The organism is Lysobacter yananisis, from assembly GCF_031199375.1.
GTDB classification, from domain to species: Bacteria; Pseudomonadota; Gammaproteobacteria; order Xanthomonadales; family Xanthomonadaceae; genus Lysobacter; species Lysobacter yananisis.
The window spans coordinates 3,300,841-3,324,193 of the sequence record NZ_CP133568.1 but is presented as its reverse complement, the minus strand read 5'-3'; the positions used below and the strand labels follow the sequence as shown (position 1 = coordinate 3,324,193).

Annotated in this window: 35 protein-coding genes; 5 read left to right on the top strand and 30 right to left on the bottom strand. The window is 67.3% G+C overall.

The window, feature by feature from the left end:
- Positions 1–25: 25 nt before the first annotated feature.
- The 5 genes from pqqB to RDV84_RS14130 all read left to right on the top strand — a co-directional run bounded on the left by pqqB (position 26) and on the right by RDV84_RS14130 (position 5,511).
- Positions 26–955, top strand: coding sequence for a pyrroloquinoline quinone biosynthesis protein PqqB (gene pqqB, locus RDV84_RS14150; RefSeq protein WP_057950223.1), 930 nt, complete (start codon positions 26–28; stop codon positions 953–955).
- Positions 952–1,755: a pyrroloquinoline-quinone synthase PqqC gene (pqqC, locus tag RDV84_RS14145; RefSeq protein ID WP_309150701.1), complete on the top strand. Its 804-nt coding sequence runs from the start codon at positions 952–954 to the stop codon at positions 1,753–1,755. Before pqqB ends, pqqC begins: the two co-directional genes overlap by 4 nt.
- On the top strand, positions 1,752–2,048 hold the full coding sequence (gene pqqD / locus RDV84_RS14140; protein ID WP_057948528.1) for a pyrroloquinoline quinone biosynthesis peptide chaperone PqqD: 297 nt from the start codon (positions 1,752–1,754) through the stop codon (positions 2,046–2,048). Before pqqC ends, pqqD begins: the two co-directional genes overlap by 4 nt.
- A gap of 121 nt (positions 2,049–2,169) precedes the next feature.
- On the top strand, positions 2,170–3,279 hold the full coding sequence (pqqE, locus tag RDV84_RS14135) for a pyrroloquinoline quinone biosynthesis protein PqqE (protein ID WP_309150700.1): 1,110 nt from the start codon (positions 2,170–2,172) through the stop codon (positions 3,277–3,279).
- Between the two features lie 780 nt (positions 3,280–4,059).
- A complete protein-coding gene (locus RDV84_RS14130; RefSeq protein WP_309153734.1) occupies positions 4,060–5,511 on the top strand; it encodes an amidase in 1,452 nt (483 codons plus the stop codon).
- Between the two features lie 83 nt (positions 5,512–5,594).
- Here RDV84_RS14130 and RDV84_RS14125 read toward each other — a convergent pair whose 3' ends face one another.
- The 30 genes from RDV84_RS14125 to rpsJ all read right to left on the bottom strand — a co-directional run bounded on the left by RDV84_RS14125 (position 5,595) and on the right by rpsJ (position 22,800).
- On the bottom strand, positions 5,595–6,008 hold the full coding sequence (locus RDV84_RS14125; protein ID WP_309150699.1) for a hypothetical protein: 414 nt from the start codon (positions 6,006–6,008) through the stop codon (positions 5,595–5,597).
- 58 nt (positions 6,009–6,066) lie between these two features.
- Positions 6,067–7,458: a class II 3-deoxy-7-phosphoheptulonate synthase gene (locus tag RDV84_RS14120; RefSeq protein ID WP_057948530.1), complete on the bottom strand. Its 1,392-nt coding sequence runs from the start codon at positions 7,456–7,458 to the stop codon at positions 6,067–6,069.
- An 84-nt stretch (positions 7,459–7,542) separates the two neighbouring features.
- A complete protein-coding gene (locus RDV84_RS14115) occupies positions 7,543–8,052 on the bottom strand; it encodes a disulfide bond formation protein B (protein WP_057948531.1) in 510 nt (169 codons plus the stop codon).
- 393 nt (positions 8,053–8,445) lie between these two features.
- On the bottom strand, positions 8,446–8,820 hold the full coding sequence (rplQ, locus tag RDV84_RS14110) for a 50S ribosomal protein L17 (protein ID WP_057948532.1): 375 nt from the start codon (positions 8,818–8,820) through the stop codon (positions 8,446–8,448).
- A gap of 292 nt (positions 8,821–9,112) precedes the next feature.
- The gene (locus RDV84_RS14105; RefSeq protein WP_057948533.1) at positions 9,113–10,111 is read right to left on the bottom strand and encodes a DNA-directed RNA polymerase subunit alpha; all 999 of its coding nucleotides are present in this window, start codon (positions 10,109–10,111) and stop codon (positions 9,113–9,115) included.
- 158 nt (positions 10,112–10,269) lie between these two features.
- On the bottom strand, positions 10,270–10,899 hold the full coding sequence (gene rpsD / locus RDV84_RS14100; protein ID WP_057948534.1) for a 30S ribosomal protein S4: 630 nt from the start codon (positions 10,897–10,899) through the stop codon (positions 10,270–10,272).
- A gap of 14 nt (positions 10,900–10,913) precedes the next feature.
- Positions 10,914–11,306, bottom strand: a complete 393-nt coding sequence (gene rpsK / locus RDV84_RS14095) for a 30S ribosomal protein S11 (RefSeq protein ID WP_057948535.1) — start codon at positions 11,304–11,306, stop codon at positions 10,914–10,916.
- A 13-nt stretch (positions 11,307–11,319) separates the two neighbouring features.
- Positions 11,320–11,676, bottom strand: a complete 357-nt coding sequence (gene rpsM, locus RDV84_RS14090; protein WP_057948536.1) for a 30S ribosomal protein S13 — start codon at positions 11,674–11,676, stop codon at positions 11,320–11,322.
- Between the two features lie 231 nt (positions 11,677–11,907).
- Positions 11,908–13,260 carry a preprotein translocase subunit SecY gene (gene secY, locus RDV84_RS14085; protein ID WP_394540476.1) on the bottom strand — a complete coding sequence of 451 codons (1,353 nt, stop codon included), beginning with the start codon at positions 13,258–13,260 and terminating at the stop codon, positions 11,908–11,910.
- A gap of 28 nt (positions 13,261–13,288) precedes the next feature.
- Positions 13,289–13,732 (bottom strand): 50S ribosomal protein L15, encoded by a 444-nt coding sequence (gene rplO / locus RDV84_RS14080; protein WP_309153733.1) that lies wholly within the window; start codon positions 13,730–13,732, stop codon positions 13,289–13,291.
- Positions 13,732–13,929 carry a 50S ribosomal protein L30 gene (gene rpmD, locus RDV84_RS14075; protein ID WP_057948539.1) on the bottom strand — a complete coding sequence of 66 codons (198 nt, stop codon included), beginning with the start codon at positions 13,927–13,929 and terminating at the stop codon, positions 13,732–13,734. The genes rplO and rpmD overlap by 1 nt, the downstream gene beginning before the upstream one ends.
- Positions 13,922–14,461 carry a 30S ribosomal protein S5 gene (gene rpsE, locus RDV84_RS14070; protein WP_057948540.1) on the bottom strand — a complete coding sequence of 180 codons (540 nt, stop codon included), beginning with the start codon at positions 14,459–14,461 and terminating at the stop codon, positions 13,922–13,924. The genes rpmD and rpsE overlap by 8 nt, the downstream gene beginning before the upstream one ends.
- A gap of 190 nt (positions 14,462–14,651) precedes the next feature.
- Complete coding sequence (rplR, locus tag RDV84_RS14065) at positions 14,652–15,005, bottom strand: 50S ribosomal protein L18 (RefSeq protein WP_057948541.1); 354 nt, start codon at positions 15,003–15,005, stop codon at positions 14,652–14,654.
- Positions 15,006–15,071: 66 nt separating this feature from the next.
- Positions 15,072–15,599 (bottom strand): 50S ribosomal protein L6, encoded by a 528-nt coding sequence (gene rplF, locus RDV84_RS14060; RefSeq protein ID WP_057948542.1) that lies wholly within the window; start codon positions 15,597–15,599, stop codon positions 15,072–15,074.
- A gap of 15 nt (positions 15,600–15,614) precedes the next feature.
- Positions 15,615–16,013 carry a 30S ribosomal protein S8 gene (gene rpsH, locus RDV84_RS14055; protein WP_057948543.1) on the bottom strand — a complete coding sequence of 133 codons (399 nt, stop codon included), beginning with the start codon at positions 16,011–16,013 and terminating at the stop codon, positions 15,615–15,617.
- Between the two features lie 191 nt (positions 16,014–16,204).
- Positions 16,205–16,510, bottom strand: coding sequence for a 30S ribosomal protein S14 (rpsN, locus tag RDV84_RS14050; protein WP_057948544.1), 306 nt, complete (start codon positions 16,508–16,510; stop codon positions 16,205–16,207).
- Between the two features lie 15 nt (positions 16,511–16,525).
- Complete coding sequence (rplE, locus tag RDV84_RS14045) at positions 16,526–17,068, bottom strand: 50S ribosomal protein L5 (protein ID WP_057948545.1); 543 nt, start codon at positions 17,066–17,068, stop codon at positions 16,526–16,528.
- An 11-nt stretch (positions 17,069–17,079) separates the two neighbouring features.
- Entirely contained in the window at positions 17,080–17,394 is a 315-nt protein-coding gene (gene rplX, locus RDV84_RS14040) for a 50S ribosomal protein L24 (protein WP_057948546.1), read from the bottom strand.
- 16 nt (positions 17,395–17,410) lie between these two features.
- Positions 17,411–17,779 (bottom strand): 50S ribosomal protein L14, encoded by a 369-nt coding sequence (gene rplN / locus RDV84_RS14035; RefSeq protein ID WP_031373826.1) that lies wholly within the window; start codon positions 17,777–17,779, stop codon positions 17,411–17,413.
- Positions 17,780–17,793: 14 nt separating this feature from the next.
- Positions 17,794–18,063: a 30S ribosomal protein S17 gene (gene rpsQ / locus RDV84_RS14030; protein WP_057948547.1), complete on the bottom strand. Its 270-nt coding sequence runs from the start codon at positions 18,061–18,063 to the stop codon at positions 17,794–17,796.
- A gap of 10 nt (positions 18,064–18,073) precedes the next feature.
- Entirely contained in the window at positions 18,074–18,259 is a 186-nt protein-coding gene (gene rpmC, locus RDV84_RS14025) for a 50S ribosomal protein L29 (protein ID WP_057948548.1), read from the bottom strand.
- Entirely contained in the window at positions 18,259–18,672 is a 414-nt protein-coding gene (gene rplP, locus RDV84_RS14020; protein WP_057948549.1) for a 50S ribosomal protein L16, read from the bottom strand. Before rplP ends, rpmC begins: the two co-directional genes overlap by 1 nt.
- 6 nt (positions 18,673–18,678) lie before the next feature.
- Positions 18,679–19,440 (bottom strand): 30S ribosomal protein S3, encoded by a 762-nt coding sequence (gene rpsC / locus RDV84_RS14015; protein ID WP_057948550.1) that lies wholly within the window; start codon positions 19,438–19,440, stop codon positions 18,679–18,681.
- Positions 19,441–19,453: 13 nt separating this feature from the next.
- On the bottom strand, positions 19,454–19,789 hold the full coding sequence (rplV, locus tag RDV84_RS14010) for a 50S ribosomal protein L22 (RefSeq protein ID WP_055902442.1): 336 nt from the start codon (positions 19,787–19,789) through the stop codon (positions 19,454–19,456).
- A gap of 10 nt (positions 19,790–19,799) precedes the next feature.
- A complete protein-coding gene (rpsS, locus tag RDV84_RS14005; protein ID WP_057948551.1) occupies positions 19,800–20,069 on the bottom strand; it encodes a 30S ribosomal protein S19 in 270 nt (89 codons plus the stop codon).
- A 6-nt stretch (positions 20,070–20,075) separates the two neighbouring features.
- Positions 20,076–20,903: a 50S ribosomal protein L2 gene (gene rplB / locus RDV84_RS14000; RefSeq protein ID WP_057948552.1), complete on the bottom strand. Its 828-nt coding sequence runs from the start codon at positions 20,901–20,903 to the stop codon at positions 20,076–20,078.
- A 10-nt stretch (positions 20,904–20,913) separates the two neighbouring features.
- Positions 20,914–21,210, bottom strand: a complete 297-nt coding sequence (gene rplW / locus RDV84_RS13995; protein WP_057948553.1) for a 50S ribosomal protein L23 — start codon at positions 21,208–21,210, stop codon at positions 20,914–20,916.
- A complete protein-coding gene (rplD, locus tag RDV84_RS13990) occupies positions 21,207–21,812 on the bottom strand; it encodes a 50S ribosomal protein L4 (protein ID WP_057948554.1) in 606 nt (201 codons plus the stop codon). Before rplD ends, rplW begins: the two co-directional genes overlap by 4 nt.
- Positions 21,813–21,824: 12 nt before the next feature.
- Positions 21,825–22,478, bottom strand: coding sequence for a 50S ribosomal protein L3 (gene rplC / locus RDV84_RS13985; protein ID WP_057948555.1), 654 nt, complete (start codon positions 22,476–22,478; stop codon positions 21,825–21,827).
- Positions 22,479–22,488: 10 nt separating this feature from the next.
- A complete protein-coding gene (rpsJ, locus tag RDV84_RS13980) occupies positions 22,489–22,800 on the bottom strand; it encodes a 30S ribosomal protein S10 (protein ID WP_022968186.1) in 312 nt (103 codons plus the stop codon).
- Positions 22,801–23,353: the final 553 nt, after the last annotated feature.

Sequence of the window (23,353 nt, the reverse complement as noted above, 5' to 3'; positions counted from 1 at the left end):
ACCGTCGTCCGACGGAACCTCGATGATGCGCATCCTCGTGCTCGGAGCGGCGGCCGGAGGCGGCTATCCGCAGTGGAACTGCAACACGCCCGGCAGCCGCCGGGCGTGGCGCGGGGAAGACGGCGCCAAGCGCCGCAGCCAGGCCAGCATCGCGGTCAGCGCCGACGGCGAACGCTGGCTGCTGGTCAACGCCTCGCCCGACTTCCGCCAGCAGGTGCTGGCGTTGCCGCCGCTGTGGCCGCGCCACGGCCTGCGCCACTCGCCGATCGAGGCGGTGCTGCTCAGCAGCGGCGAGATCGACCACATCGCCGGCCTGCTGTCGATGCGCGAACGCCAGCGCTTCGACCTGTGGGCCAGCGCGCGCGTGCACGCGCTGCTCGCGCAGAACCCCATCTTCGACGCCCTGCATCCCGACTACGTCACGCGCAAGCCGCTGGCGCTGGACACGCCGACCGATATCGTCGGCCTGGACTCGCTGCTGGGCCTGCGGGTGACCGCGTTCTCCGTGCCCGGCAAGGTGCCGTTGTTCATGGAATCGCGCAGCCCGGACCTGCGCGGCGGCGACGAGGAAACCCTGGGCCTGGAGATCACCGACGGCCGCGAGCGCTTCTATTACATTCCCGGCTGCGCGGCGCTGACCCAGTCGCTGCGCGAGCGCCTGCGCGGCGCGGCGCTGGTGTTCTTCGACGGCACCTTGTGGCGCGACGACGAAATGCAGCGCGCCGGCGTCGGTGGCAAGACCGGCGCGCGCATGGGCCACATGAGCATCGCCGGCGGCAACGGCGCCGACGACGCCGGCACGCTCGCCGCGTTCGCCGGCCTGGATGTGCGGCGCAAGCTGTTCATCCACCTCAACACCACCAACCCCGTGCTCGACGAGGCCTCGCCCGAGCGCGCGCAGGTGCGCGCGCAGGGCTGGGAAGTCGCCGAGGACGGCATGGAACTGACGATATGAACGCCGCCACCGCGCCGGACGCGCGCGCCGCCCAGGCCGAACGCGCGCCGCGCATCGACGCCGACGCGCCGCTGTCGCCCGACGAACTCGAAGCGCGGCTGCGCGCGATCGGCGCCGAGCGCTACCACGACAAGCATCCCTTCCACATCCTGCTGCACGGCGGCCGCCTCGGCCGCGCCCAGGTCCAGGCCTGGGCGTTGAACCGGTTCGAGTACCAGCGCTGCATCCCGCTCAAGGACGCCGCCCTGCTCGCCCGCATCGAGGACCCGCAACTGCGCCGGGTGTGGCGCCAGCGCATCGTCGACCACGACGGCGAGCGCGAGGGCGAGGGCGGCATCGCCCGCTGGCTGCGCCTGACCGACGCGCTGGGCCTGGACCGCGAACTGGTCGAATCCGGGCGCGCGCTGCTGCCGGCCACGCGCTTCGCGGTGCAGGCCTACCTGCAGTTCGTGCGCGAGCGCAGCCTGCTGGAAGCCATCGCCTCCTCGCTGACCGAACTGTTCGCGCCGGCGATCATCGGCCAGCGCGTGGCCGGCATGCTCGCCAACTACGACTTCGTGTCCCGGGACGCGCTGGCCTATTTCGATTCGCGCCTGCAGCAGGCGCCGCAGGACGCGGACTTCGCCCTGGACTACGTCAAGCGCCACGCCGCCACGCGCGCGCAGCAGGAATCGGTATTGGCCGCGCTGCGCTTCAAGTGCGACGTGCTGTGGTCGATGCTCGACGCGCTGCACCTGGCCTATGTCGAGCCGCGCCTGGTCCCGCCGGGCGCGTTCCATCCCGCGCAGGCGCGGCCATGAGCGCGACCATCGACGCCGGCAGCGTGCTGCGCTTTCCGGTCGGCGTGCGCCTGCAGCACGACCGCGCGCGCGAACGCTGGGTGTTGCAGGCGCCGGAGCGGGTGGTCGAACTCGACGAGATCGCGCATGCGGTGCTGACCCACGTCGACGGCCGCTGCGACGTCGAGGCCATCGTCGCCGCGCTCGCCGCCGAGTACGGCGCCGACGCCGGCGAGATCTACGGCGATGTGATCGAGCTGTTCTCCAGCCTGCTGGAGAAACGCATGCTGGCGTTCGCGCCCAGGCTGTCGTGAGCGCGCGCCGCGAGCGCGGCGCGAACGCGCCGGCGGCGAGGGCGTTCGCCGCGACCGCCTCGACCACCGCCTCGACCACCGCATCGCGCCGCCGCGCCGCGGCCTCCGCGATCGCGCCGCGATGAACGCGCAGCCAGCCGCCGTCGTCGCGCCCGAACCGCCGCTGGCGGTGCTGCTCGAACTCACCCATCGCTGCCCGCTGGCCTGTCCGTACTGCTCCAACCCGCTGCAACTGGTCGGCCTGCGCCAGGAACTGGACACCGCGCAGTGGCAGCGCGTGCTCGAACAGGCGGCCGAACTCGGCGTGCTGCAAGCGCATTTCTCCGGCGGCGAACCGACCCTGCGCAAGGACCTGGCCGACCTGCTCAGGCACGCCCGCGACCACGGCCTGTACTGCAACCTGATCACCTCCGGCGTCGGCGTGACCCGCGAGCGCCTGCAGGAATTGCAGCGCGCCGGCCTCGATCACCTGCAGCTGAGCCTGCAGGACAGCCGCGCCGACGGCGCCGACCGCATCGCCGGTTACGCCGGCGCGCACGCGCGCAAGCTCGCCCTGGCGCGCTGGTGCGGCGAGCTGGAACTGCCGCTGACCCTCAACGCGGTGATCCACCGCCACAACGCCGAACGCGTCGGCGAGATGATCGAGTTGGCGGTCGAACTCGGCGCCGGCCGGCTCGAGGTCGCCCACACCCAGTACTACGGCTGGGGCCTGAAGAACCGCGCCGCGCTGCTGCCGACGCGCGCGCAGTTCGACGCGGCCAGCGCCGCGGTCGCCGCCGCGCGCGAACGCCTGCGCGGACGCCTGACCATCGACTACGTCACCCCCGACTACTACGCGCGCCGGCCCAAGCCGTGCATGGGCGGCTGGGCACAGCGCTTCGTCAACATCACCCCCGAAGGCAAGGTGTTGCCTTGCCACGCCGCCGAGACCATCGACGGACTGCAGTTCGACAGCGTGCTGGAACGCGGCCTGGGCGAGATCTGGCGCGACTCCGACGCCTTCAACCGCTACCGCGGCACCGCCTGGATGCCCGACCCCTGCCGCGGCTGCGAACACCGCGAACGCGACTGGGGCGGCTGCCGCTGCCAGGCGCTGGCGCTGAGCGGACGCGCCGACACGCTCGATCCGGTGTGCGAGAAATCGCCCGACCACGCCGGCCTGCGCGCGCTGGCCGAACGCGAATCGCAGGCCCCCGCGCCGGAATTCGTCTACCGCCGCCCCGGGCGCTGACGCCGGAACTCCGGCGGCATCCCCTCTCTCTGTAGGAGCGGCGCGAGCCGCGACCGCGCCGCCTCCGTTCGCCGCGCGAGCCCGATTCGCGCCGACTCGCGGATCGATTCGCACCGATTCGCACCGACTCGCGGATCGATTCGCACCGATTCGCACCGATTCGCACCGACTCGCGGATCGACTCGATTCGGCGAGTCCGACGCGGCCGCTCCGACATCGGCCGGCTCTTGTGGGAGGGGCTTCAGCCCCGACGCTGTCCGCTCAGGTCGCCATGCGGCATCGCATCGCATCGCATCGCATCGGATCGGATCGGATCGGATCGGATCGGATCGGATCGGATCGGAAAGCGTCGGGCCTGAAGGCCCTCCCACAAAGCACCGCGACCGCCGACGCCACGCGATCCCCCGTCCACGCCGCGACCGGCTTCCGCCCGCCAGCGCCGCAGGCATACTCGCCTCGCCCTGCCTTCTCGACCGGAACCGGCCATGCCCGCCCTGCCTCCCGCGCCGCGCCCGAGCGCGCCCGTCCGCGTCCATGCCCTGCTCCGCAGCGCCCAGCGTTACGGCGCACAGCGCTGCAGGGCCCGGCTTTACGGAACCCAGCTATACAGGGCGCTCTGCAGCACCCTCGCCTGCCTAGTCCTCGCCGGCTGCGCCGGCGGGCGCCGCGCCGCGGCCGCCGCAGCCCATCGCCGCCACCGCCGCGGCCGCGCCGCGCGATTTCGTGCCCGGCGACCCGTTGCGCATCGCCGAGGCCGACACCGCCTCGCTGGCCGCGCGCATGGCCGGCGGCGAACTCACCAGCGCGCGCCTGACCCAGGCCTACCTCGACCGCATCGCCGCGCTCGACGACGCCGGCCCGCAGCTCAACGCGGTGATCGAACTCAATCCCAATGCGCTCAGCGAGGCGCGCGCGCGCGACGAGGAACGCAAGGCCGGACGCGTGCGCGGCCCGCTGCACGGCATCGCGGTGCTGATCAAGGACAACATCGACGCGGTGCCGATGGTCAACTCGGCCGGCTCGCTGGCGCTGGCCGCGCACCGGCCCAAGCAGGACGCGCCGCTGGTGGCCGCGCTGCGCGACGCCGGCGCGGTGATCCTGGGCAAGACCAACCTCAGCGAATGGGCGAACTTCCGCTCCGACCGCTCGATTTCCGGCTGGAGCGGGCGCGGCGGCCTGACCCGCAATCCCTACGCGCTCGACCGCAGCGCCTGCGGCTCCAGCAGCGGCACCGGCGCCGCCATCGCCGCCAGCCTGGCCGCGGTCGGCGTGGGCACCGAGACCGACGGCAGCATCCTGTGCCCGGCGGCGATGAACGGCCTGGTCGGGTTCAAGCCCAGCGTCGGCCTGGTCAGCCGCGCCGGCATCATCCCGATCTCGCACAGCCAGGACACCGCCGGGCCGATGGCGCGCAGCGTCGCCGACGCGGCGCAGTTGCTCAACGTCCTGGCTGCGGCCGAGGCCGGCGGCGACGCGGCGGCGCAGGCGGCCGCCGGCAAGCGCGCGCAGGACTTCGCCGCCGCGCTCGACGCCGACGCCCTGCACGGCGCGCGCCTGGGCCTGCTGCGCGACACCGGGGTCAAGACCCATCCCGACCAGGACGCGGCGCTGCAACGCGCGCTCAAGTCCATGCGCGACGCCGGCGCCACCGTGGTCGAGGTGCGCATGCCGACCGAAGGCAAATGGAACGCGGCCGAGTTCCAGGTGCTGCTGTACGAATTCAAGGACGGCCTGCAGCGCTATCTGCAAAACAGCGACGCGCCGGTGAAGAGCCTGGACGAACTGATCGCCTTCAACCGCGCCAACGCTGCGCGCGAGATGCCGTTCTTCGGCCAGGAACTGCTGGAGCAGGCGGCCAGGAAAGGTCCGCTGACCGATCCCGCTTACCGCAAGGCCGCCGCGCAGGCGCGCCAGCTCGCCGGCGCGCAAGGCATCGACGCGCTGATGAAGAAACACAAGCTCGATGCGCTGATCGCCCCGGCCACCGCGCCGGCGTTCATGGTCGACCCGGTCAACGGCGATCAATTCGGCGGTTCCAGCTGGGGCGCCGCGGCGGTCGCCGGTTACCCGAGCCTGACCGTGCCGATGGGCGAAGCCCACGGCCTGCCGGTCGGCCTGGTGTTCATGGCGCGGCGCTGGGACGACGCCAAGCTGCTGTCGCTGGGCTACGCATTCGAACAGCTCACCCAGGCGCGCACGGCGCCGAAGTATCGGGTGACGTTGAGCCCGTAAGTGGGCCCGCAAGTTGGGCCCGTAAGTTGAGCCTGCAAGCGCGCGCGACGACTACGCCGCGAAGACCTGCGCCGTCGCCGCGCTCAGCGGCGGCGCAGCGAGGGCCAGGCCTGGATCAGGCCGGCCAGATGGACCAGCCCGATCGCCAGACAGATGCCCGAACTCCACCACCAGAACGCCGTGCTGCGTCCCGGGAACGCCGCCATCACCGGCGCCACGACCAGTCCGCGGGCCAGATACACCGCGGTGATCGCGCACAACGCCGTGCGCAGCAACGGCAAGCGCCGCACCGCGCCGGCCGCGGAGAGCGCGTACAGCGACCAGAGCGCCAACACCGCCGCGATGGCCAGCGCCATCGACGCAGGATAAAGATGGCCGGCGGCCGCGGCCCGGGCCATCGGCTCGCCGGCGCCGAGCGCGCGATACCACGGCGCGCCGAACGCGATGCACCCCAGGTGCGCAAGCGCGGCGAGCGCGCTGAGCGCGCCCGCCGCCATCAAAGTCCGATTGACGCGCCGGGATTCCGGCGCTGTCGCGTCTGTGCGGTGCACCCGATCAAGCCGGCGCCGCGATCTGCGCCTGCTTGCGCACGATCAGCATCGCCACTTCCAGCGCCTGCTCGTAGTTCAGGCGCGGATCGACGGTCGAACGGTACGCGCGTTCCAGATCGCTCTCGGTCAACTCGCGCGCGCCGCCCAGGCATTCGGTCACGTCCTCGCCGGTCAGCTCCAGGTGCACGCCGCCCAGGCGGGTGCCGGCCGCGGCGTGCAGTTCGAAGCTCTGCTCGATCTCGGCGCGGATGTTGCGGAAGCGGCGGGTCTTGTAGCCGTTGCTGGTGCTCTCGGTGTTGCCGTGCATCGGATCGCACACCCACAACACGCGGCGGCCGTCGCGGCGCATCGCGTCGAGCAGCGGCGGCAGCTTGTCGGCGACCGTGCTCGCGCCCATGCGGTGGATGAAGGTCAACCGGCCCGGCTCGTCCTCCGGATTGAGCAGGTCGATCGTGCGCAGCAGTTGGTCCGGCGTCACCGACGGGCCGACCTTGAGCGCGATCGGGTTGCGGATGCCGCGGAAGTATTCGGCGTGGGCGCCGTCCACCGCCGCGGTGCGCATGCCGATCCACGGGTAATGGGTGCTGAGGTTGAAGTGGCCCCAGTGGCGCGGCACCTGCCGGGTCAGCGACTCCTCGTACGGCAGCAGCAGCGCTTCGTGCGAGGTGTAGAAGTCGACCCGGTTGAGGTTGTGCACCTCGGCGCCCGACAGCGTCTCCATGAAGCGCACCGCATCGCCGATGGCGTTGACCATGCGCCGGTACTCGTCGGCCAGCGGCGAGTGGCCGACCCAGCTGAGGTTCCAGTACTCGGGATGGTGCAGGTCGGCGAAACCGCCGTCGATCAACGCGCGCACGAAGTTCATCGTCATCGACGAACGCGCGTGCGCCTTGATCATGCGGCGCGGGTCGGGCTTGCGCGCGACCTCGGTGAAGGCCGGGCCGTTGACCATGTCGCCGCGGTAGCTCGGCAGGGTCACCCCGTCGATGGTCTCGGTGTCGGCCGAGCGCGGCTTGGCGTACTGGCCGGCGAAGCGGCCCACGCGCACCACCGGCTTGCGCATGCCGTGCACCAGCACCAGGCTCATCTGCAGCAGCACCTTGAGCCGGTTGGAGATGACGTCGGAGGAGCACTGGTCGAAGCTCTCCGCGCAATCGCCGCCCTGCAGCAAAAATCGCTTGCCTTCCTGCGCCTCGGCCAACTGTTGCTTGAGCGAGAGGATCTCCCACGACGTCACCAGCGGCGGCAGATGGCGCAGCTCGGCCAATGCGCTCTCGAGCTCGGCCTGGTCCGGATAAGTCGGCAGCTGCAGTGCGGTGCGCTCGCGCCAGGAGGTCGGGCTCCAGTCGGCGGGCAGGTTGACGGCACGGAGGTTGCTGCGATCGGAGGCGCTCATTTGCTTGGTTCCGTTGGGTGTCGCGGTGTGTGGGAGGTTTGCGGTGGATGGGAAGGGTGGCGAAGCGGGAGTGCGGTGCGGCGCTTACTTGGGCGAACGGGCGCGGAACGCGGCATAGGCCGCCCACAGCGCCAGCACGATGAAACAGATCAGGCTCCAGGCCGGCATCGCCAGGCCGAGGAAGCTCCAGTCGACGTTGGCGCATTCGCCCGAGCCGGTCATGACCTTGCGGATCACGCCGCCGATCGGCATCGCCTGCATCATGTAATCGAGGCCGGGACCGCAGGCCGGAACCTGGTCCGGCGGCAGGTGCTGCAAGCGCACGTGGTTGCCGGCCACGGCCATGCCGGCGCCGGCGGCGATCAGGGCGAGCACGCCCCAGATCCTGCGGCCCAGCGGCTTGCCCGGGCCGTGGATCGCGCCGAGCAGGAACATCAGGCCCAGCGCGGCGAACGCCACGCGCTGGAAGATGCACAACGGGCAGGGTTCGAGGTGCTGATAGAACTGCAGGTAGAGCGCATACGCGAGCAAGCCCGCGCAGGCCAGGAAGCCGAGCAGGAACTGGATCCGGAAGGAGGCTTTGAAGGGGTTCATGTACACACCATACGGGGCGGGGTTGGGTCGTGCCAATGTCGAATCGGCATGTGGTCGGGCAACGCTGCATCGCGTCGCAGCCCACATGGACTGCGCCGGCGACGCGAAAGTTGCCGCCCTGCGACGATTCGTCTGCGCGACGATCTCAAGACTCCTGCCGGTCCCGGTTCGTACCGGTCCGACCTCGCTGCCCGCCCGCGTCCTCCTCGATGCCTGGGCCCGACCCTACCGGTTCGGGACGTTTACCGCGGTAACCGTTGCCGGCGTAACCGTCGCCGGAAAGCAAAAACCCCGACCTCTCGGCCGGGGTTTCGCTCGCAGGGACCCCGACCGCGAAGGCCGAGACCCAGTGTGCTGGCTGTCCGTCGCGCCGGTTGCGGCGCGAACGGGGAATTACTCGGCCGCCGCTTCCGGACGGTCCACCAGCTCGACGTAGGCCATCGGCGCATTGTCGCCGGCGCGGAAACCGCACTTGAGGATGCGCAGGTAGCCGCCCGGACGGGTCGCATAGCGCGGGCCCAGGGTGGTGAACAGGGTGCCGACGGCTTCCTTGTCGCGCAGGCGCGAGAAGGCCAGGCGGCGGTTGGCGACGCCATCGACCTTGGCCAGGGTGATCAGCGGCTCGGCGACGCGGCGCAGTTCCTTGGCCTTGGGCAGGGTGGTGCGGATGAGGCCGTGCTTGATCAGCGAGGCGGCCATGTTGGTGAACATGGCATCGCGGTGGGCGCTGGTACGGCTGAACTTACGACCGGCTTTCTGGTGGCGCATGACGGTGATTCCTGTGAATGTTGTGACGGTTGGGTTTCGCTGTCGCCATCCAGGCGTTGGAGCATTGGACTGCGGATGGTCCGAACCGGGCTTCCTTGACCGGTTGGCCGCGGACCTTGGGGGCCGTCGGCTGGGTGTTGCGTGGAGCGAGTGTTGCGGGTTGCATCAGTACGGGTGAATCAAGAGCCCACGCCTCGGCTGACTTCGGCGTGGACTCTTTTCGCCCCCTGCCCGGCGCAGCGCGCCGGGCGTTCGCCCAAGCGCGCGGCAGTGCCGCGCAAGCGGCTTGGGCTCACCCCATCATCCCGTGCGAGGCGATGCCGGCCGGCGGCCAGTTTTCGAGCTTCATGCCGAGGGACAGGCCGCGCTGAGCCAGCACTTCCTTGATCTCGGTGAGCGACTTCTTGCCCAGGTTCGGGGTCTTGAGCAGCTCGACCTCGGTCTTCTGGATCAGGTCGCCGACGTAGTAGATGCTCTCGGCCTTGAGGCAGTTGGCCGAACGCACGGTCAGCTCCAGATCGTCGATCGGGCGCAGCAGGATCGGATCGATGCCGCTGGTGGCCGGCTTCTGCGCGCCGCGGTCGCGGTGGGTGAAGTCGCCGAACACCGACAGCTGGTCGGTGAGGATGTCGGCGGCGGTGCGCACGGCTTCCTCGGCGTCGATCGTGCCGTTGGTCTCGATGTCCAGGACCAGCTTGTCCAGGTCGGTGCGCTGCTCGACGCGCGCGGCTTCCACGGCGTAGGCGACGCGGCGGACCGGCGAGAAGCTGGCGTCCAGGACCAGGCGGCCGATCGCGCGGCTCTCTTCGTCCGGACGACGGCGCGAGGCCGCCGGCTGGTAGCCGAAGCCGCGCTCGATCTTCAGACGCATGTTGATCGCCGTGTCCTTGGTCAGGTGGCAGATCACGTGGTCGGTGTTGAGGATTTCGACGTTGTGGTCGGTCTTGATGTCGCCGGCGGTGACGATGCCGGGGCCCTGCTTGGCCAGCGACAGCGTCGACGACTCGCCGGTGTGCATGCGGATGGCCACGTCCTTAAGGTTCAGCAGGACTTCCAGCACGTCCTCTTCCAGACCTTCGACCGTGGTGTACTCATGCAGCACGCCGTCGATTTCGACCTCGGTGATGGCGAAACCCGGGATCGACGACAGCAGCACGCGGCGCAGCGCGTTGCCCAGCGTGTGGCCGTAACCGCGCTCCAACGGCTCGATCACGACTTTGGCGCGATTGCCGGCGAGGCGTTCGATCTGCGGGCCACGCGGGCGCAGTACCTGGTTGGCGGTAACCGTCATGTTTCGGTGTCTCCAATGACCTTCGCCGGGGGGCGACGGAAGGCTTTAGCTCTTGGAGCCCCCTCGAATCGAGGGAGCGGCCGCCGCGGCTGGCGCCACGGCGGCCTGGGGTGCACAGCGCGCCGGCCTCGCGAAAGACCGGCGCCGGGCTTGCACTATTACTTGCTGTACAACTCGACGATCAGCGCTTCGTTGATGTCGGCCGGCAGATCCGCGCGGTCCGGGATCGCCTTGAACACGCCGCTGAACTTCTTGCTGTCGACTTCGACCCACGACGGCGACAGGTCCATCTGCGACGAGACGGTCAGCGACTCCTGCACGCGCAGCTGCTTCTGGGCGCGTTCGGACAGGGCGATGATGTCGCCGGCCTTGACCTGGTACGACGGCAGGTTGACCGACTTGCCGTTGACGGTGACGCCGCGGTGCGAGACCAGCTGGCGGGCGGCGGGACGGGTCACGGCGAAGCCCATGCGGTAGACGACGTTGTCCAGGCGGGTTTCGAGGAACTGCAGCAGGTTCTCGCCGGTGTTGCCCTTCTTGGTCGAGGCCTTCTTGTAGTAGTTGCGGAACTGACGTTCCAGCAGACCGTAGATGCGCTTGACCTTCTGCTTCTCGCGCAGCTGGGTGGCATAGTCCGACAGCTTGCCCTTGCGGGCGGTCGGGCCGTGCTGGCCGGGCTTCTGCTCGAGCTTGCACTTGGAGTCGAGGGCGCGGGCCGACGACTTCAGGCTGAGGTCGGCGCCTTCGCGACGGGCGAGCTTACAGGTGGGACCGATATAACGAGCCATGTTCTTTCAGCTCCTCAGACGCGACGCTTCTTCGGCGGACGGCACCCGTTGTGCGGGATCGGCGTCACGTCGATGATGTTGATGATCTTGTATCCGACGTTGTTCAGCGAACGCACGGCGGACTCACGGCCCGGACCCGGACCCTTGATGCGCACTTCCAGCGACTTGACGCCGTAGTCGAGCGCAGCACGGCCGGCCTTTTCGGCGGCGACCTGGGCGGCGAACGGGGTCGACTTGCGCGAGCCGCGGAAACCGGCGCCGCCCGAAGTCGCCCACGACAGCGCATTGCCCTGGCGGTCGGTGATCGTGATGATGGTGTTGTTGAAAGAAGCGTGGACGTGGGCGATGCCGTCGGTGACGACGCGCTTGATCTTCTTCTTGGTCTTGACTGCTGCCGGCTTGGCCATGGTCTAGGTCCCCTTACTTCTTGATGGCCTTGCGCGGACCCTTGCGGGTACGAGCATTGGTCCGGGTACGCTGACCACGCAGCGGCAGGCCGCGACGGTGACGCAGGCCGCGGTAGCAGCCCAAGTCCATCAGACGCTTGATGGCGATGCCGATTTCGCGGCGCAGATCGCCTTCGACCACGAACTTGCCGACCTCGGCGCGCAGGCGCTCGACTTCCGGTTCGGACAAGTCACGGATCTTGGTGCTCGAAGTCACACCTGCGGTTTCGCAGATCTGCTTCGAACGGGTACGGCCGATGCCGTAGATGCTCTGGAGCCCAACCCAGACATGCTTCTGGGCAGGCAGATTGACGCCCGCAATACGCGCCATAACGCGATCTCCAACTGGTTTGGCGGCCGAGACGGATTAATCCCGGCGGAGTGAACTGGAAATTGTATCTAGGTCTCGGGTTAATAGGAAGCCCCGCGGCACCCGAAGGTGCCACGGCGCTCCGGCATGGGGAGTGTGCCCATGCTCCGGCGACGAGTCGGAACTGGCTGAACGGGCGATGCCCTGCCCCTCAGCCCCGCGCGCTACTCTGGCGCGCGTACTGGTTCTGACTCACCCGCGCGCGAGACCGCCGCGCGAGCCGCCCTTCAGGTTCGCTTTCTTCAACAGGCTTTCGTACTGATGCGACATCAGATGCGCCTGGATTTGAGCGATGAAATCCATCACCACGACCACCACGATCAGCAGCGAAGTGCCGCCGAAGTAGAACGAGGTGCCCAGTTGGGTCCGCATGACCTCCGGAAGGAGGCAGACGATCACCAGGTAAATCGCGCCGGCCGCCGTCAGGCGGGTCAGCACGCCATCCACATAATCCGCCGTGGCCTTGCCCGGACGGATGCCCGGAATCAGCGCGCCCGACTTCTTGAGGTTGTCGGCGGTTTCCTGCGAGTTGAACACCAGCGCCGTGTAGAAGAACGCGAAGCCGATGATCAAACCAGCATACAGGATCATGTGCACCGGCTCGCCCGGGGCCAGCCACTGGCTGAGCCGCTGGAGGAAGCCGGAGAAACCCGAACCGCTGTTGCTCTGGGCGAACCAGGTCGCGGCGGTGGCGGGGAACATCACGATGCTCGAGGCGAAGATCGCGGGGATCACGCCCGACATGTTGAGCTTCAGGGGCAGGAACGACGCCTGGTTCATATAGGCGTTGCGACCGCCCTGACGGCGCGCGTAGTTGACCGTGATCCGGCGCTGGCCGCGTTCGACGAAGACCACCAGGTAGGTGAAGCCGAACACCAGCAGGATCACCACGATCGCCGCGATCGCGCTCATGTCGCCGTTGCGGATCTGCTCGAACATGTGCAGGACCGCGGCCGGCAACCCGGCGACGATGCCGGCGAAGATGATCAGCGACACGCCGTTGCCGACGCCACGCTCGGTGATCTGCTCGCCCAGCCACATCAGGAACATGGTGCCCGCGGTCAACGCGATCACCGCGGTCAGGATGAAGCCCATGCCCGGCGCGTACACCACCGGCACGCCATCGGGCGCCACGCTGGACTGCAGGCCGGCGGCGATGCCCCAGGCCTGGAATACCGCCAGCGGAATGGCGCCCATGCGCGACCACTGGTTGATCTTGCGCCGGCCCGACTCGCCTTCCTTCTGGATGGCCTTCAGGCTGGGCACGATCTGCACCAGCAACTGCACGATGATCGATGCCGAAATGTACGGCATCACGTTCAGGGCGAACAGGCTGAAGCGATGCAGGGCGCCGCCGGTGAACATGTTGAACATGTCCACGATGGTGCCCTGCTTGGTCTCCATGAACTTGACCATCGCCTCCGGGTTGATACCCGGCACCGGGATGTAGCTGCCGATGCGGTAGACGATCAACGCGCCGATGACGAACAGCAGACGCTGGCGCAACTCGGTGAACTTACCGAGCCCGCCGCCGATACCAGCCATTGCGTTGCCGCTGCGCGCCATTCGTCAGTTACTCCTCGACCTTGCCGCCGGCCGCTTCGACCGCGGCCTTGGCGCCGGCGGTAGCCAGCACGCCCTTGAGCACGAACTTCTTGGTCAGCTCGCCCTTCTTCACGATCTTGGCCTGCTTGGCCGTGCTCGGAACGAGCTTGGCGGCCTTCAGCGCGGCGAAATCGATGTCGCCGGCGTCCAGCTTGTCCAGCTGGTACAGCAGCACTTCGGCGGTGTCCTTGGCCAGCTTCGAACGGAAGCCGATCTTGGGCAGGCGACGCTGCATGGGCATCTGGCCGCCTTCGAAACCGGCCTTGATCTTGCCCTTGCCCGAGCGCGCGAACGAGCCCTTGTGGCCGCGACCGGCGGTCTTACCCAGGCCGGAACCGATGCCGCGACCGACGCGGGTACGTTCCTGGCGGGCGCCGTCGGCGGGCTTGAGAGTGTTGAGACGCATGGTGATTACTCCTCGACCTGGACGAGGTAGTGAACCTTGTTGATCAGGCCGCGAACCTGCGGGCTGTCCTTGAGTTCACGCACATCGTTGAGCTTGTTCAGGCCCAGCGCGCGCACCGACAGGCGGTGACGCGACTGGGTGCCACGCAGACCCTTGACCAGACGCACCTTGACGGTGCCGGTACCGGCTTCGTTCTTAGCCATTGAGGAGGTCCTCCACCTTCTTGCCGCGCTTGGCCGCGATCTTGGCCGGCGAGTGCATGTCGGTCAGGCCCTTCACGGTGGCGCGGACCAGGTTGATCGGATTGCGCGAACCGGTGGCCTTGGCCAGCACGTTCTTCACGCCCACCGCTTCCAGCACGGCGCGCATCGCGCCGCCGGCGATCACACCGGTACCTTCCGAGGCCGGCTGCATGAACACATGCGCCGCGCCGTGGCCGGACTTGACCGCGTGCCACAGGGTGCCGTTGTTGAGCTCGACGGTGTTCATCGCCTTGCGGGCGTATTCCATCGACTTCTGGATCGCGACCGGCACTTCGCGCGCCTTGCCGTAGCCGAAGCCGACCTTGCCGTTGCCGTCGCCCACCACCGTCAGCGCGGTGAAGGTGAACTGGCGACCGCCCTTGACGGTCTTGCTGACGCGGTTGACCGCGATCAGCTTCTCGATCATGCCGTCGTCGATTTCTTCGCGGTTGCGATCGCGATCGCGGCCCCGCGGCGCTCTGTCGTCTGCCATTTCGATATCTCGTTGATTGAAGGGATTTGCGGCCTGGCCGCTTATGATTGTGAAGTGCTTCGGATGCAGCATCGACCGCGGCAACCCGCGATCGCGCCCGACGCAACCCGCGTCGGCGGGTGAAACGGTTCGGCGCGTAAAGCGTGGAGACGGATCTCCACGCTTTCAACCCTGAATACGGCGAGCCGTATCAGAACTGCAGGCCGCCTTCGCGCGCGGCGTCGGCGAGGGCCTTGATGCGGCCGTGGTAGCGGTAACCCGACCGGTCGAACGCGACCTTCTCGATGCCGGCGGCCTTGGCGCGCTCGGCGATCATCTTGCCGACCTTGACGGCGGCATCGGCGTTCTTGCCGTTCTTCAGACCTTCCTTGACGTCGGCCTGCACGGTCGAGGCGGTGGCCAGGACCTTGGAGCCGTCGGCGGTGAAGATCTGGGCGTACAGGTGCTGACCGGTGCGCAGCACGGTCAGACGGGCGACGCCGAGGTTGCGGATGTGCGAGCGGGTCGACTTGGCGCGACGCAGGCGAGCGGTGTTCTTGTTCATGTTCTGGTCTCCGAAAGCTGAAAGCCTGGTGATCCGGGGCCGGCACGCGGGCCGGCGCCCTACCCGTTAGGCCTTCTTGGCTTCCTTACGGATGATGACTTCGCCGGCGTACTTCACACCCTTGCCCTTGTAGGGCTCCGGCGGACGGAAACCGCGGATCTTGGCGGCGACTTCGCCCACGCGCTGCTTGTCCGCGCCCTGGACCAGGATCTCGGTCTGGGTCGGAGCGGCGAGGGTGATGCCTTCGGGGGCCTGGAACACGACCGGGTGCGAGAAACCCAGCGACAGGCTGAGGTCCTTGCCCTGCATCGCGGCGCGGTAGCCGACGCCGACCAGCTCGAGCTTGCGCTCGAAGCCTTCCGACACGCCCTTGACCATGTTGGCCAGGATCGCGCGCAGGGTGCCGGTCAGCGGGATCAGCGCGGCGTCTTCGGTAGCGAAGACGGCCTCGTTGTTCTCGACCTTGAGGTTGATGGCGGCCGGCTTGGCGATGCTCAGCGAGCCCTTCGGGCCCTTGGCGACGATCGCGTCGGCCTGCACGTTGATTTCGACGCCCTTCGGCAGGGCGATCGGCTTCTTGGCAACTCGGGACATGGTTCGTTTACTCCCTTAAGCCACGAAGCACAGGACTTCACCGCCGACGCCCTGCTGGCGCGCCTGCGCATCGGTCATGATGCCCTTGGAGGTGGAGATGATGGCCACGCCGAGGCCGCCGAGGACCTTGGGCAGCGCGTCCTTGCCGCGGTACTGGCGCAGGCCCGAACGGGAGTAGCGCTCCAGGCGCTCGATCACCGGCTTGCCTTCGTAGTACTTCAGCGAGATTTCGAGTTCGGACTTGCCGGCGGACGTGGGGGTCACGCGCGAGTCCAGGATGTAACCCTCTTCCTTCAGCACGGCGGCGATGGCCACCTTCACCTTGGACGAAGGCATCTTCACCGTCTGCTTGCGCACAGCGGCCGCATTCTTGATGCGGACCAGCATGTCGGCGATGGGATCAGTCATGCTCATTAAAAGTCACCTATGAGTAGCACCGATATCCGCGGGATTGCGAATTTCAGTTGTATTCGACGCTTTACAACAACGCCAGCGCGGCCCGAAGGCCGCGCTGGGAACCCGGGCCGAGGCCCGGGGAGCCGGCAACTATAACAGACTTTGAAGCCATGAGCTCCCAAGCCTGGCCGGTTGCCGGCGTGGACCGCTTACCAGCTGGCCTTGCGCAGGCCCGGCACGTCGCCGCGCATGGTGGCTTCGCGCAGCTTGTTGCGGCCGAGGCCGAACTTCTGGTACACGCCGCGCGAACGGCCGGTCAGGGCGCAACGGTTGCGCTGGCGGCTCGGCGACGAGTCGCGCGGCAGCTTCTGCAGCTTGACCACGGCGTCCATCTTGTCCTCGTAGGAGGACGCGTCGGACGAGATGATCTTCTTCAGCGCGTCGCGCTTGGCCGCGAACTTCTTCGCCAGCTTGGCCCGCTTGAGGTCGCGGTTGACCATGGAGGTCTTAGCCATTGTTCAATCCTAGCCTCAGTTACGGAACGGGAAGCGGAAGGCTTCGAGCAGGGCCTTGGCCTCGGCGTCGGTCTTCGCGGTCGTGGTGATCGCGATGTCCATGCCGCGCAGGGCGTCGACCTGGTCGAAGTCGATTTCCGGGAAGATGATCTGTTCCTTGACGCCCATGTTGTAGTTGCCGCGGCCGTCGAACGAACGGCCCGACACGCCGCGGAAGTCGCGGACGCGCGGCAGCGAGATGTTGATCAGGCGGTCCAGGAACTCGAACATCTTGGCGCGGCGCAGGGTGACCTTGGCGCCGATCGGCCAGCCGTCGCGGATCTTGAACGAAGCCACCGACACGCGGGACTTGGTCACGATCGGCTTCTGGCCGGCGATCTTGGTCATGTCCGCAACGGCATTTTCCAGGATCTTCTTGTTGGTGGCGGCTTCGCCCACGCCCATGTTCAGCGTGATCTTGACGAGGCGCGGCACTTCCATCGGGTTCTTGTAACCGAACTTCTCGGTCAGCGCGGGAACCACTTCTTTCTTGTAAAACTCTTCGAGCCGGGTGGTCATCTCAGCATTCCTCAGGCGTCGACCGCCTCACCGCTGGAGCGGAACACACGCAGTTTGCGTCCATCCTCCAGCACCTTGAAACCGATGCGTTCGCCCTTGCCGGTGGCCGGGTTGAACAGCATGACGTTGGAAATGTGGATCGGCGCTTCGCGCTCCACCACGCCGCCCGGCTGGTTGGCCTGCGGATTCGGCTTGGTGTGGCGCTTGACGATGTTGATGTTCGACACGACGACCTTGTCGCCGAGCACGCGCACCACATCGCCCTTCTTGCCCTTGTCCTTGCCGGCGGTGACGATCACCTGATCGCCCTTCTTGATACGGTTCATGGTCTAGTTCCTCCGCTCAGAGCACTTCGGGCGCGAGCGAAACGATCTTCATGAACTTCTCCGAGCGCAGCTCGCGAGTCACGGGCCCGAAGATACGGGTGCCGATCGGCTCATGCTTGTTGTTGAGCAACACCGCAGCGTTGCCGTCGAAGCGGATCAGCGAGCCGTCCGGACGGCGCACGCCCTTGCGGGTGCGCACCACGACGGCGTCGTAGACGTCGCCCTTCTTGACCTTGCCGCGCGGAATCGCATCCTTCACGGTGACCTTGATGATGTCGCCAATGTGCGCGTAACGGCGCTTGGAGCCGCCGAGCACTTTGATGCACATCACTTCCTTGGCACCGGAGTTGTCGGCCACGCCGAGGTAGCTTTGCATCTGGATCATGGTTCAGCCTCCTCTTATTCGGCCACGCGGCTGACGATCTCAACCACGCTCCAGTTCTTGGTCTTGGAAAGGGGAGCAATCTCCTTCACGCGCACGATGTCGCCTTCCTTGCAGGCGTTGTCGGCGTCGTGGGCGTGGAGCTTGGTCGAGCGGCGGATGTACTTGCCGTACAGCGCGTGCTTGACCTGGCGCTCGACGAGCACGGTGACGGTCTTGTCCATCTTGTTGCTGACGACCCGGCCTTCAACCGTGCGCACAGCCTTCTCTGTCTTGTTGTCGGTCATGGCAGGGTCCTTACTTCTTCTCGCCCAGCAGCATGTTCACGCGAGCGATCTCGCGGCGAACGCGGCGGGCGTCGTGGGTCTTGGCGAGCTGGCCGGTGGCCTTCTGCATGCGCAGGGCGAAGCCCTCCTTGTGCAGTTCGACCAGATGAGCCTTGAGCTCATCGGCAGACTTCTCGCGCAGTTGCTTGAGTTCCATTAGCGCACCGTCCGGGTAACGAAAGTGGTGGTCACCGAGAGCTTGGCGGCGGCCAGACGGAACGCTTCGCGCGCCACGTCTTCCGGAACGCCCTCGATCTCGTAAATCATGCGACCGGGCTGGATCTGCGCGACCCAGTACTCGACGTTGCCCTTACCGGAGCCCATTCGGACTTCGATCGGCTTCTTGGTGATCGGCTTGTCCGGGAACACGCGGATCCACATCTTGCCGCCGCGCTTGACGTAGCGGCTGATCGAGCGGCGGGCCGCTTCGATCTGGCGAGCGGTCAGCTGGCCGTGCGCGGTCGCCTTGAGGCCGTACTCGCCGAAGCTGACGGCGTTGCCGCTCCAGCTCAGGCCCTCGTTACGGCCCTTGTGTACCTTGCGGTACTTGGTTCGCTTGGGTTGCAGCATGGCGGATTACCTCTGTTCGCGGGCAGGACGGCCCGAGCGGTCGTTGCGATCGCCGCGGTCGCCGCGATCGCCGCGGTCGCCACGGTCACCACGCTCGTTGCGCGGCGAGTCGTCCTGCTTCTCCTGGCCGACCTGGGCGAAATCGAACACCTCGCCCTTGTAGATCCAGGTCTTGATGCCGATGATGCCGTAGGTCGTCTTGGCTTCGGCGAAGCCGTAGTCGATGTCGGCGCGCAGGGTATGCAGCGGCACGCGGCCTTCGCGATACCACTCCGAACGCGCGATCTCGGCGCCGTTGAGGCGGCCGGCGACGTTGACCTTGATGCCCAGCGCGCCGAGGCGCATCGCGTTGCCGACCGCGCGCTTCATCGCGCGGCGGAACATGATGCGGCGCTCGAGCTGCTGCGCGATCGATTCGGCGACCAGCTGCGCGTCGAGTTCCGGCTTGCGGACCTCGGTCACGTTGATGTGCGCCGGAACGCCCATCAGGTTGCTGACTTCCTTACGCAGCTTCTCGATGTCCTCGCCGCGCTTGCCGATCACCACGCCCGGACGGGCGGTGTGGATCGTCACGCGGGCGTTGTTCGCCGGACGTTCGATGAAGATCTTCGAGATGCCGGCCTGAGCCAGCTTCTTGCGAAGCATCTCGCGAACCTTCAGGTCGGCCGCCAGGTACTCGGCGTACTGCTTCTTGTTGGCGAACCACTTGGAATTCCAATCCTTGGCGATGCCCAGGCGGATTCCGGTCGGATGAACTTTATGACCCATTGTCTACTCCGCCTTACTTGCCGGCGCCCACAACCACAGTGATGTGGCTGGTGCGCTTGAGGATGCGGGTGCCGCGGCCCTTCGCACGCGCCATGAAGCGCTTCAGTGCGGGACCCTCGTCAACCATGATGGTCTTGACCTTGAGATCGTCGACGTCGGCGCCCTGGTTGTTCTCGGCGTTGGCGATGGCGGACTCCACGACCTTGCGGATCAGTGCAGCAGCCTTCTTGTCCGAGAACTTCAGCAGGTTGACGGCGCGCTCGGCGGACAGACCGCGCACCTGGTCGGCGACCAGGCGGGCCTTCTGCGGGGAGATGCGCGCGGTGCGCAGGATGGCTTTCGCTTCCATGGTCATCTCCTTACTTGCCCGACTTCTTGTCGCCGCCGTGACCCTTGAACGTACGGGTCAGGGCGAATTCGCCAAGCTTGTGGCCGACCATGTTCTCGTTGACCAGCACCGGGATGTGGTTCTTGCCGTTGTGGATGGCGATCGTGAAACCGACCATCTCCGGCAGGACCATCGAGCGGCGCGACCAGGTCTTGATCGGCTTCTTGTTGTTGCCCGCGGTCTCCACCTTCTTGATCAGATGGTGGTCGACGAAGGGACCTTTCTTCAGTGAACGTGCCATGGCCGATTAACCCCTGCGATCGCGCACGATGAATTGCGTGGTGCGCTTGTTCTTGCGCGTCTTGTAACCCTTGGTCGGAACACCCCACGGGGTGACCGGATGCGGGTTGCCCTGGCCGGCCTTCGCCTCGCCACCACCGTGCGGGTGGTCGACGGGGTTCATGGCGGCGCCGCGGACGGTCGGCTTGATGCCGCGCCAACGCTTGGCGCCGGCCTTGCCGAGCTTCTCGAGGTTGTGCTCGTCGTTGCCGACTTCGCCGACGGTGGCGCGGCACTCGACCGGCACCTTGCGCATTTCGCCGGAGCGAAGGCGCAGCGTGGCGTAGCCCTGCTCGCGAGCCACCAGGTAGGCGCTGGCGCCGGCCGCGCGGGCCAGCTGGGCGCCCTTGCCCGGCTTCATCTCGACGCAGCACACGGTGGTGCCGACCGGGACGTTGCTCAGCGGCAGCGTGTTGCCGACGCGGATCGGGGCGTCGCGGCCCGCGATCACCTGGTCGCCGTCCTTCAGGCCCTTGGGGGCGATGATGTAACGGCGCTCGCCATCGACGTAGCACAGCAGCGCGATGTGCGCGGTGCGGTTGGGATCGTATTCGATCCGCTCCACGCGCGCCGGAATGCCTTCCTTGTCGCGCTTGAAGTCGATGATGCGGTAGTGCTGCTTGTGACCGCCGCCGATGTGGCGGGTGGTGATGCGGCCGTGGTGGTTACGGCCGCCGGTCTTGCCCTGCTTTTCGATCAGGGCCGCGTGCGGCGCGCCCTTGTGCAGGCCCGGGGTCACGACGCGGACCGCGTTGCGGCGGCCGGCGGAGGTGGGCTTGAAAGTCATCAATGCCATGGGTCTTTCCTCAGGCCTTGGCCATCACGTCGATCGACTGGCCTTCGGCCAGCGTCACGTACGCCTTGCGCCAGTCGCCGCGGCGGCCCATGCGGTTGCGGAAGGCCTTGTTCTTGCCCTTCACGTTGACCACATTGACAGCCTCGACCTTGACGTCGAACAGCTTCTCAACGGCGACCTTGATGTCGCCCTTGGTCGCTTCGTTCGAAACTTCGAAGACGTATTGGTTGGAAACTTCCTGCAGGCGCGCGGTCTTTTCGGACACGCGCGGCGCGCGGATGATGCTGTAGAGCTTGGCGTCGTTCATGCCAGCCACTCCTCGATCTTCTTGACCGCGTCGCTGGTGAGCACGACCGAGTCGGCGCCGACGAGGGCGACCGGATCCAGGCCCTGGACATCACGGACTTCGACGTACGGCAGGTTGCGGGCCGAGAGGTACAGATTCTCGGTGGCCTCTTCGGTCACGATCAGCGGACGACGGCCGACTTCCAGGCTCTTGAGCTTTTCGATCAGGCCCTTGGTCTTCGGCGCGTCGATGTCGAAGCTCTCGACGACCGTGATGCGGCCCTGGCGGTTGAGCTCGGACAGGATCGCGGCGATCGCGGCGCGGTACATCTTGCGGTTGACCTTCTGCGCGAAGCTGCGCGGCTTGGCCGCGAAGGTCACGCCGCCGCCGACGAAGATCGGAGCGGTGAGCGCGCCGTGACGGGCGCCGCCGCCCTTCTGCTTCTTCGACTTCTTGGTCGTGCCGTTGACTTCCGAACGGGTCTTCTGCGCCTTGGTGCCGGCGCGACCGGCGTTGCGATAGGCGACGACGACCTGATGGACCAGGTCTTCGCTGAATTCGCGGCCGAAGATCTCGTCGGAGACCGACAGCGTCTTGCTGCTGTTATTGATGGCGAGTTCCATCGTCATCTCTCCTTATGCCTTGCTCGAGGGACGGACGATCACGTCGCCACCCGGCGCGCCCGGCACGGCGCCCTTGATCGCGATCAGGCCGCGCTCGGCGTCGACCTTGACCACTTCAAGACGCTGGGTGCTCTGCTGGACGGCGCCCATGTGGCCCGACATCTTCTTGCCCGGAAACACGCGGCCCGGCGTCTGGCGCTGGCCGATGGAGCCCGGCGAACGGTGCGACAGCGAGTTGCCGTGCGTCGCGTCGCCCATGCGGAAGTTCCAGCGCTTGATCGTGCCCTGGAAGCCCTTGCCCTTGGTCACGCCCTGGACGTCGACCAGCTGGCCGGCGCTGAAGATGTCGGCCTTGATCTCGCCGCCGACTTCGAACGCGCCGATCTGGTCGGCTTCCACGCGCAGCTCCCACAGGCCGCGACCGGCTTCGACCTTCGCCTTGGCGAGGTGACCGGCTTCGGGCTTGTTGACGAGCGCGGCGCGGCGCACGCCGACCGTCACCTGCACGGCGCTGTAGCCGTCGGTGTCTTCGGTCTTGATCTGGGTGATGCGGTTCGGGGTCGCCTCGATGAGGGTCACCGGAACCGACTTGCCGTCTTCGGTGAAGAAACGGCTCATGCCGGCCTTGCGACCGACGATGCCCAACGAATACTTCTTCGCGGTCATGGTGGTCGCCTCAGGTCAGCTTGATCTGGACATCGACGCCAGCCGCGAGTTCGAGCTTCATCAGCGCGTCCACGGTCTTGTCGTTGGGGTCCACGATATCGAGCACGCGCTTGTGCGTGCGGGTCTCGTACTGGTCGCGCGCGTCCTTGTCGACGTGCGGGGAGACGAGAACGGTGTAACGCTCGATCTTGGTCGGCAGCGGGATCGGGCCGCGCACTTGCGCGCCGGTCCGCTTGGCCGTCTCGACGATCTCGCTGGCCGAGCGGTCGATCAGACGATGATCGTACGCCTTGAGCCGGATCCGGATCTTTTGGTCCGCCATGAACGGAATTCCTTGGTTGAAAGAGCGACGGGACGGCTTCTGGGTGCGCCGGCCCCACGAAAACGCAAACACTCCAGGGCAACACCCTCGCCCCGGAGCTTCCTTGCCTGGAAAAGCTAAGGCGGCCCGGCTTCCCGGCCCGCCCCAGACTGAGCAGAACGCACGAAGGGCCCCGTTACTGTTCCTTGGATGCCTTGTGGGCCCGGAACGTACGGAGCTGCCGTGCGACATATCCCTGTCTGGCGAATACGAGGGACGTCCTGTTCCTCATTTCGCTGGTTGTGCCGGCTCGAAAACCGAGCCTGGCACGGTGGTCGCGCATTCTAGCCGTATTGGCGGGGGCGATGCAACACCCCTGCCTTGCGGGATTGCGGACCGGGCCTGAGCTCTGTTCACAGAGCCGGCGACCCTGAAAAAGCCGCGGCGGCCGGGAGGCCGCCGCGGGATCTTTCGCCGGAGACTTCGGAGTCGAGTCCTCGTCTCTGGATCCCCGCTTTCGCGGGGATGACGATTCGGCAAAGCCGTGCGCGCTATGCGCGCACGGGCCGAATCG

What these genes read in the sequence shown, in the direction of transcription:
- rplX (WP_057948546.1), bottom strand. Translation starts at nt 17,394, where the DNA reads ATGAACCGTATCAAGAAGGGCGATCAGGTGATCGTCACCGCCGGCAAG.
- RDV84_RS14105 (WP_057948533.1), bottom strand. Translation starts at nt 10,111, where the DNA reads ATGACGGTTACCGCCAACCAGGTACTGCGCCCGCGTGGCCCGCAGATC.
- pqqE (WP_309150700.1), top strand. Translation starts at nt 2,170, where the DNA reads ATGAACGCGCAGCCAGCCGCCGTCGTCGCGCCCGAACCGCCGCTGGCG.
- rpsH (WP_057948543.1), bottom strand. Translation starts at nt 16,013, where the DNA reads ATGAGCATGACTGATCCCATCGCCGACATGCTGGTCCGCATCAAGAAT.
- pqqC (WP_309150701.1), top strand. Translation starts at nt 952, where the DNA reads ATGAACGCCGCCACCGCGCCGGACGCGCGCGCCGCCCAGGCCGAACGC.
- rpmC (WP_057948548.1), bottom strand. Translation starts at nt 18,259, where the DNA reads ATGGAACTCAAGCAACTGCGCGAGAAGTCTGCCGATGAGCTCAAGGCT.
- pqqD (WP_057948528.1), top strand. Translation starts at nt 1,752, where the DNA reads ATGAGCGCGACCATCGACGCCGGCAGCGTGCTGCGCTTTCCGGTCGGC.
- rplE (WP_057948545.1), bottom strand. Translation starts at nt 17,068, where the DNA reads ATGACCACCCGGCTCGAAGAGTTTTACAAGAAAGAAGTGGTTCCCGCG.
- rplN (WP_031373826.1), bottom strand. Translation starts at nt 17,779, where the DNA reads ATGATCCAGATGCAAAGCTACCTCGGCGTGGCCGACAACTCCGGTGCC.
- rplB (WP_057948552.1), bottom strand. Translation starts at nt 20,903, where the DNA reads ATGGCATTGATGACTTTCAAGCCCACCTCCGCCGGCCGCCGCAACGCG.
- rplV (WP_055902442.1), bottom strand. Translation starts at nt 19,789, where the DNA reads ATGGAAGCGAAAGCCATCCTGCGCACCGCGCGCATCTCCCCGCAGAAG.
- pqqB (WP_057950223.1), top strand. Translation starts at nt 26, where the DNA reads ATGCGCATCCTCGTGCTCGGAGCGGCGGCCGGAGGCGGCTATCCGCAG.
- rpsN (WP_057948544.1), bottom strand. Translation starts at nt 16,510, where the DNA reads ATGGCTAAGACCTCCATGGTCAACCGCGACCTCAAGCGGGCCAAGCTG.
- secY (WP_394540476.1), bottom strand. Translation starts at nt 13,260, where the DNA reads ATGGCTGGTATCGGCGGCGGGCTCGGTAAGTTCACCGAGTTGCGCCAG.
- rpsM (WP_057948536.1), bottom strand. Translation starts at nt 11,676, where the DNA reads ATGGCGCGTATTGCGGGCGTCAATCTGCCTGCCCAGAAGCATGTCTGG.
- rpmD (WP_057948539.1), bottom strand. Translation starts at nt 13,929, where the DNA reads ATGGCTAAGAACGAAGCCGGTACCGGCACCGTCAAGGTGCGTCTGGTC.
- rpsQ (WP_057948547.1), bottom strand. Translation starts at nt 18,063, where the DNA reads ATGACCGACAACAAGACAGAGAAGGCTGTGCGCACGGTTGAAGGCCGG.
- rpsJ (WP_022968186.1), bottom strand. Translation starts at nt 22,800, where the DNA reads ATGGCGGACCAAAAGATCCGGATCCGGCTCAAGGCGTACGATCATCGT.
- rplW (WP_057948553.1), bottom strand. Translation starts at nt 21,210, where the DNA reads ATGAACGACGCCAAGCTCTACAGCATCATCCGCGCGCCGCGCGTGTCC.
- rpsS (WP_057948551.1), bottom strand. Translation starts at nt 20,069, where the DNA reads ATGGCACGTTCACTGAAGAAAGGTCCCTTCGTCGACCACCATCTGATC.
- rplD (WP_057948554.1), bottom strand. Translation starts at nt 21,812, where the DNA reads ATGGAACTCGCCATCAATAACAGCAGCAAGACGCTGTCGGTCTCCGAC.
- RDV84_RS14125 (WP_309150699.1), bottom strand. Translation starts at nt 6,008, where the DNA reads ATGGCGGCGGGCGCGCTCAGCGCGCTCGCCGCGCTTGCGCACCTGGGG.
- rplP (WP_057948549.1), bottom strand. Translation starts at nt 18,672, where the DNA reads ATGCTGCAACCCAAGCGAACCAAGTACCGCAAGGTACACAAGGGCCGT.
- rplQ (WP_057948532.1), bottom strand. Translation starts at nt 8,820, where the DNA reads ATGCGCCACCAGAAAGCCGGTCGTAAGTTCAGCCGTACCAGCGCCCAC.
- rpsE (WP_057948540.1), bottom strand. Translation starts at nt 14,461, where the DNA reads ATGGCAGACGACAGAGCGCCGCGGGGCCGCGATCGCGATCGCAACCGC.
- RDV84_RS14130 (WP_309153734.1), top strand. Translation starts at nt 4,060, where the DNA reads ATGGCCGGCGGCGAACTCACCAGCGCGCGCCTGACCCAGGCCTACCTC.
- RDV84_RS14115 (WP_057948531.1), bottom strand. Translation starts at nt 8,052, where the DNA reads ATGAACCCCTTCAAAGCCTCCTTCCGGATCCAGTTCCTGCTCGGCTTC.
- rpsK (WP_057948535.1), bottom strand. Translation starts at nt 11,306, where the DNA reads ATGGCCAAGCCGGCAGCAGTCAAGACCAAGAAGAAGATCAAGCGCGTC.
- rplC (WP_057948555.1), bottom strand. Translation starts at nt 22,478, where the DNA reads ATGACCGCGAAGAAGTATTCGTTGGGCATCGTCGGTCGCAAGGCCGGC.
- rpsC (WP_057948550.1), bottom strand. Translation starts at nt 19,440, where the DNA reads ATGGGTCATAAAGTTCATCCGACCGGAATCCGCCTGGGCATCGCCAAG.
- RDV84_RS14120 (WP_057948530.1), bottom strand. Translation starts at nt 7,458, where the DNA reads ATGAGCGCCTCCGATCGCAGCAACCTCCGTGCCGTCAACCTGCCCGCC.
- rplR (WP_057948541.1), bottom strand. Translation starts at nt 15,005, where the DNA reads ATGAACAAGAACACCGCTCGCCTGCGTCGCGCCAAGTCGACCCGCTCG.
- rpsD (WP_057948534.1), bottom strand. Translation starts at nt 10,899, where the DNA reads ATGGCTCGTTATATCGGTCCCACCTGTAAGCTCGCCCGTCGCGAAGGC.
- rplF (WP_057948542.1), bottom strand. Translation starts at nt 15,599, where the DNA reads ATGTCCCGAGTTGCCAAGAAGCCGATCGCCCTGCCGAAGGGCGTCGAA.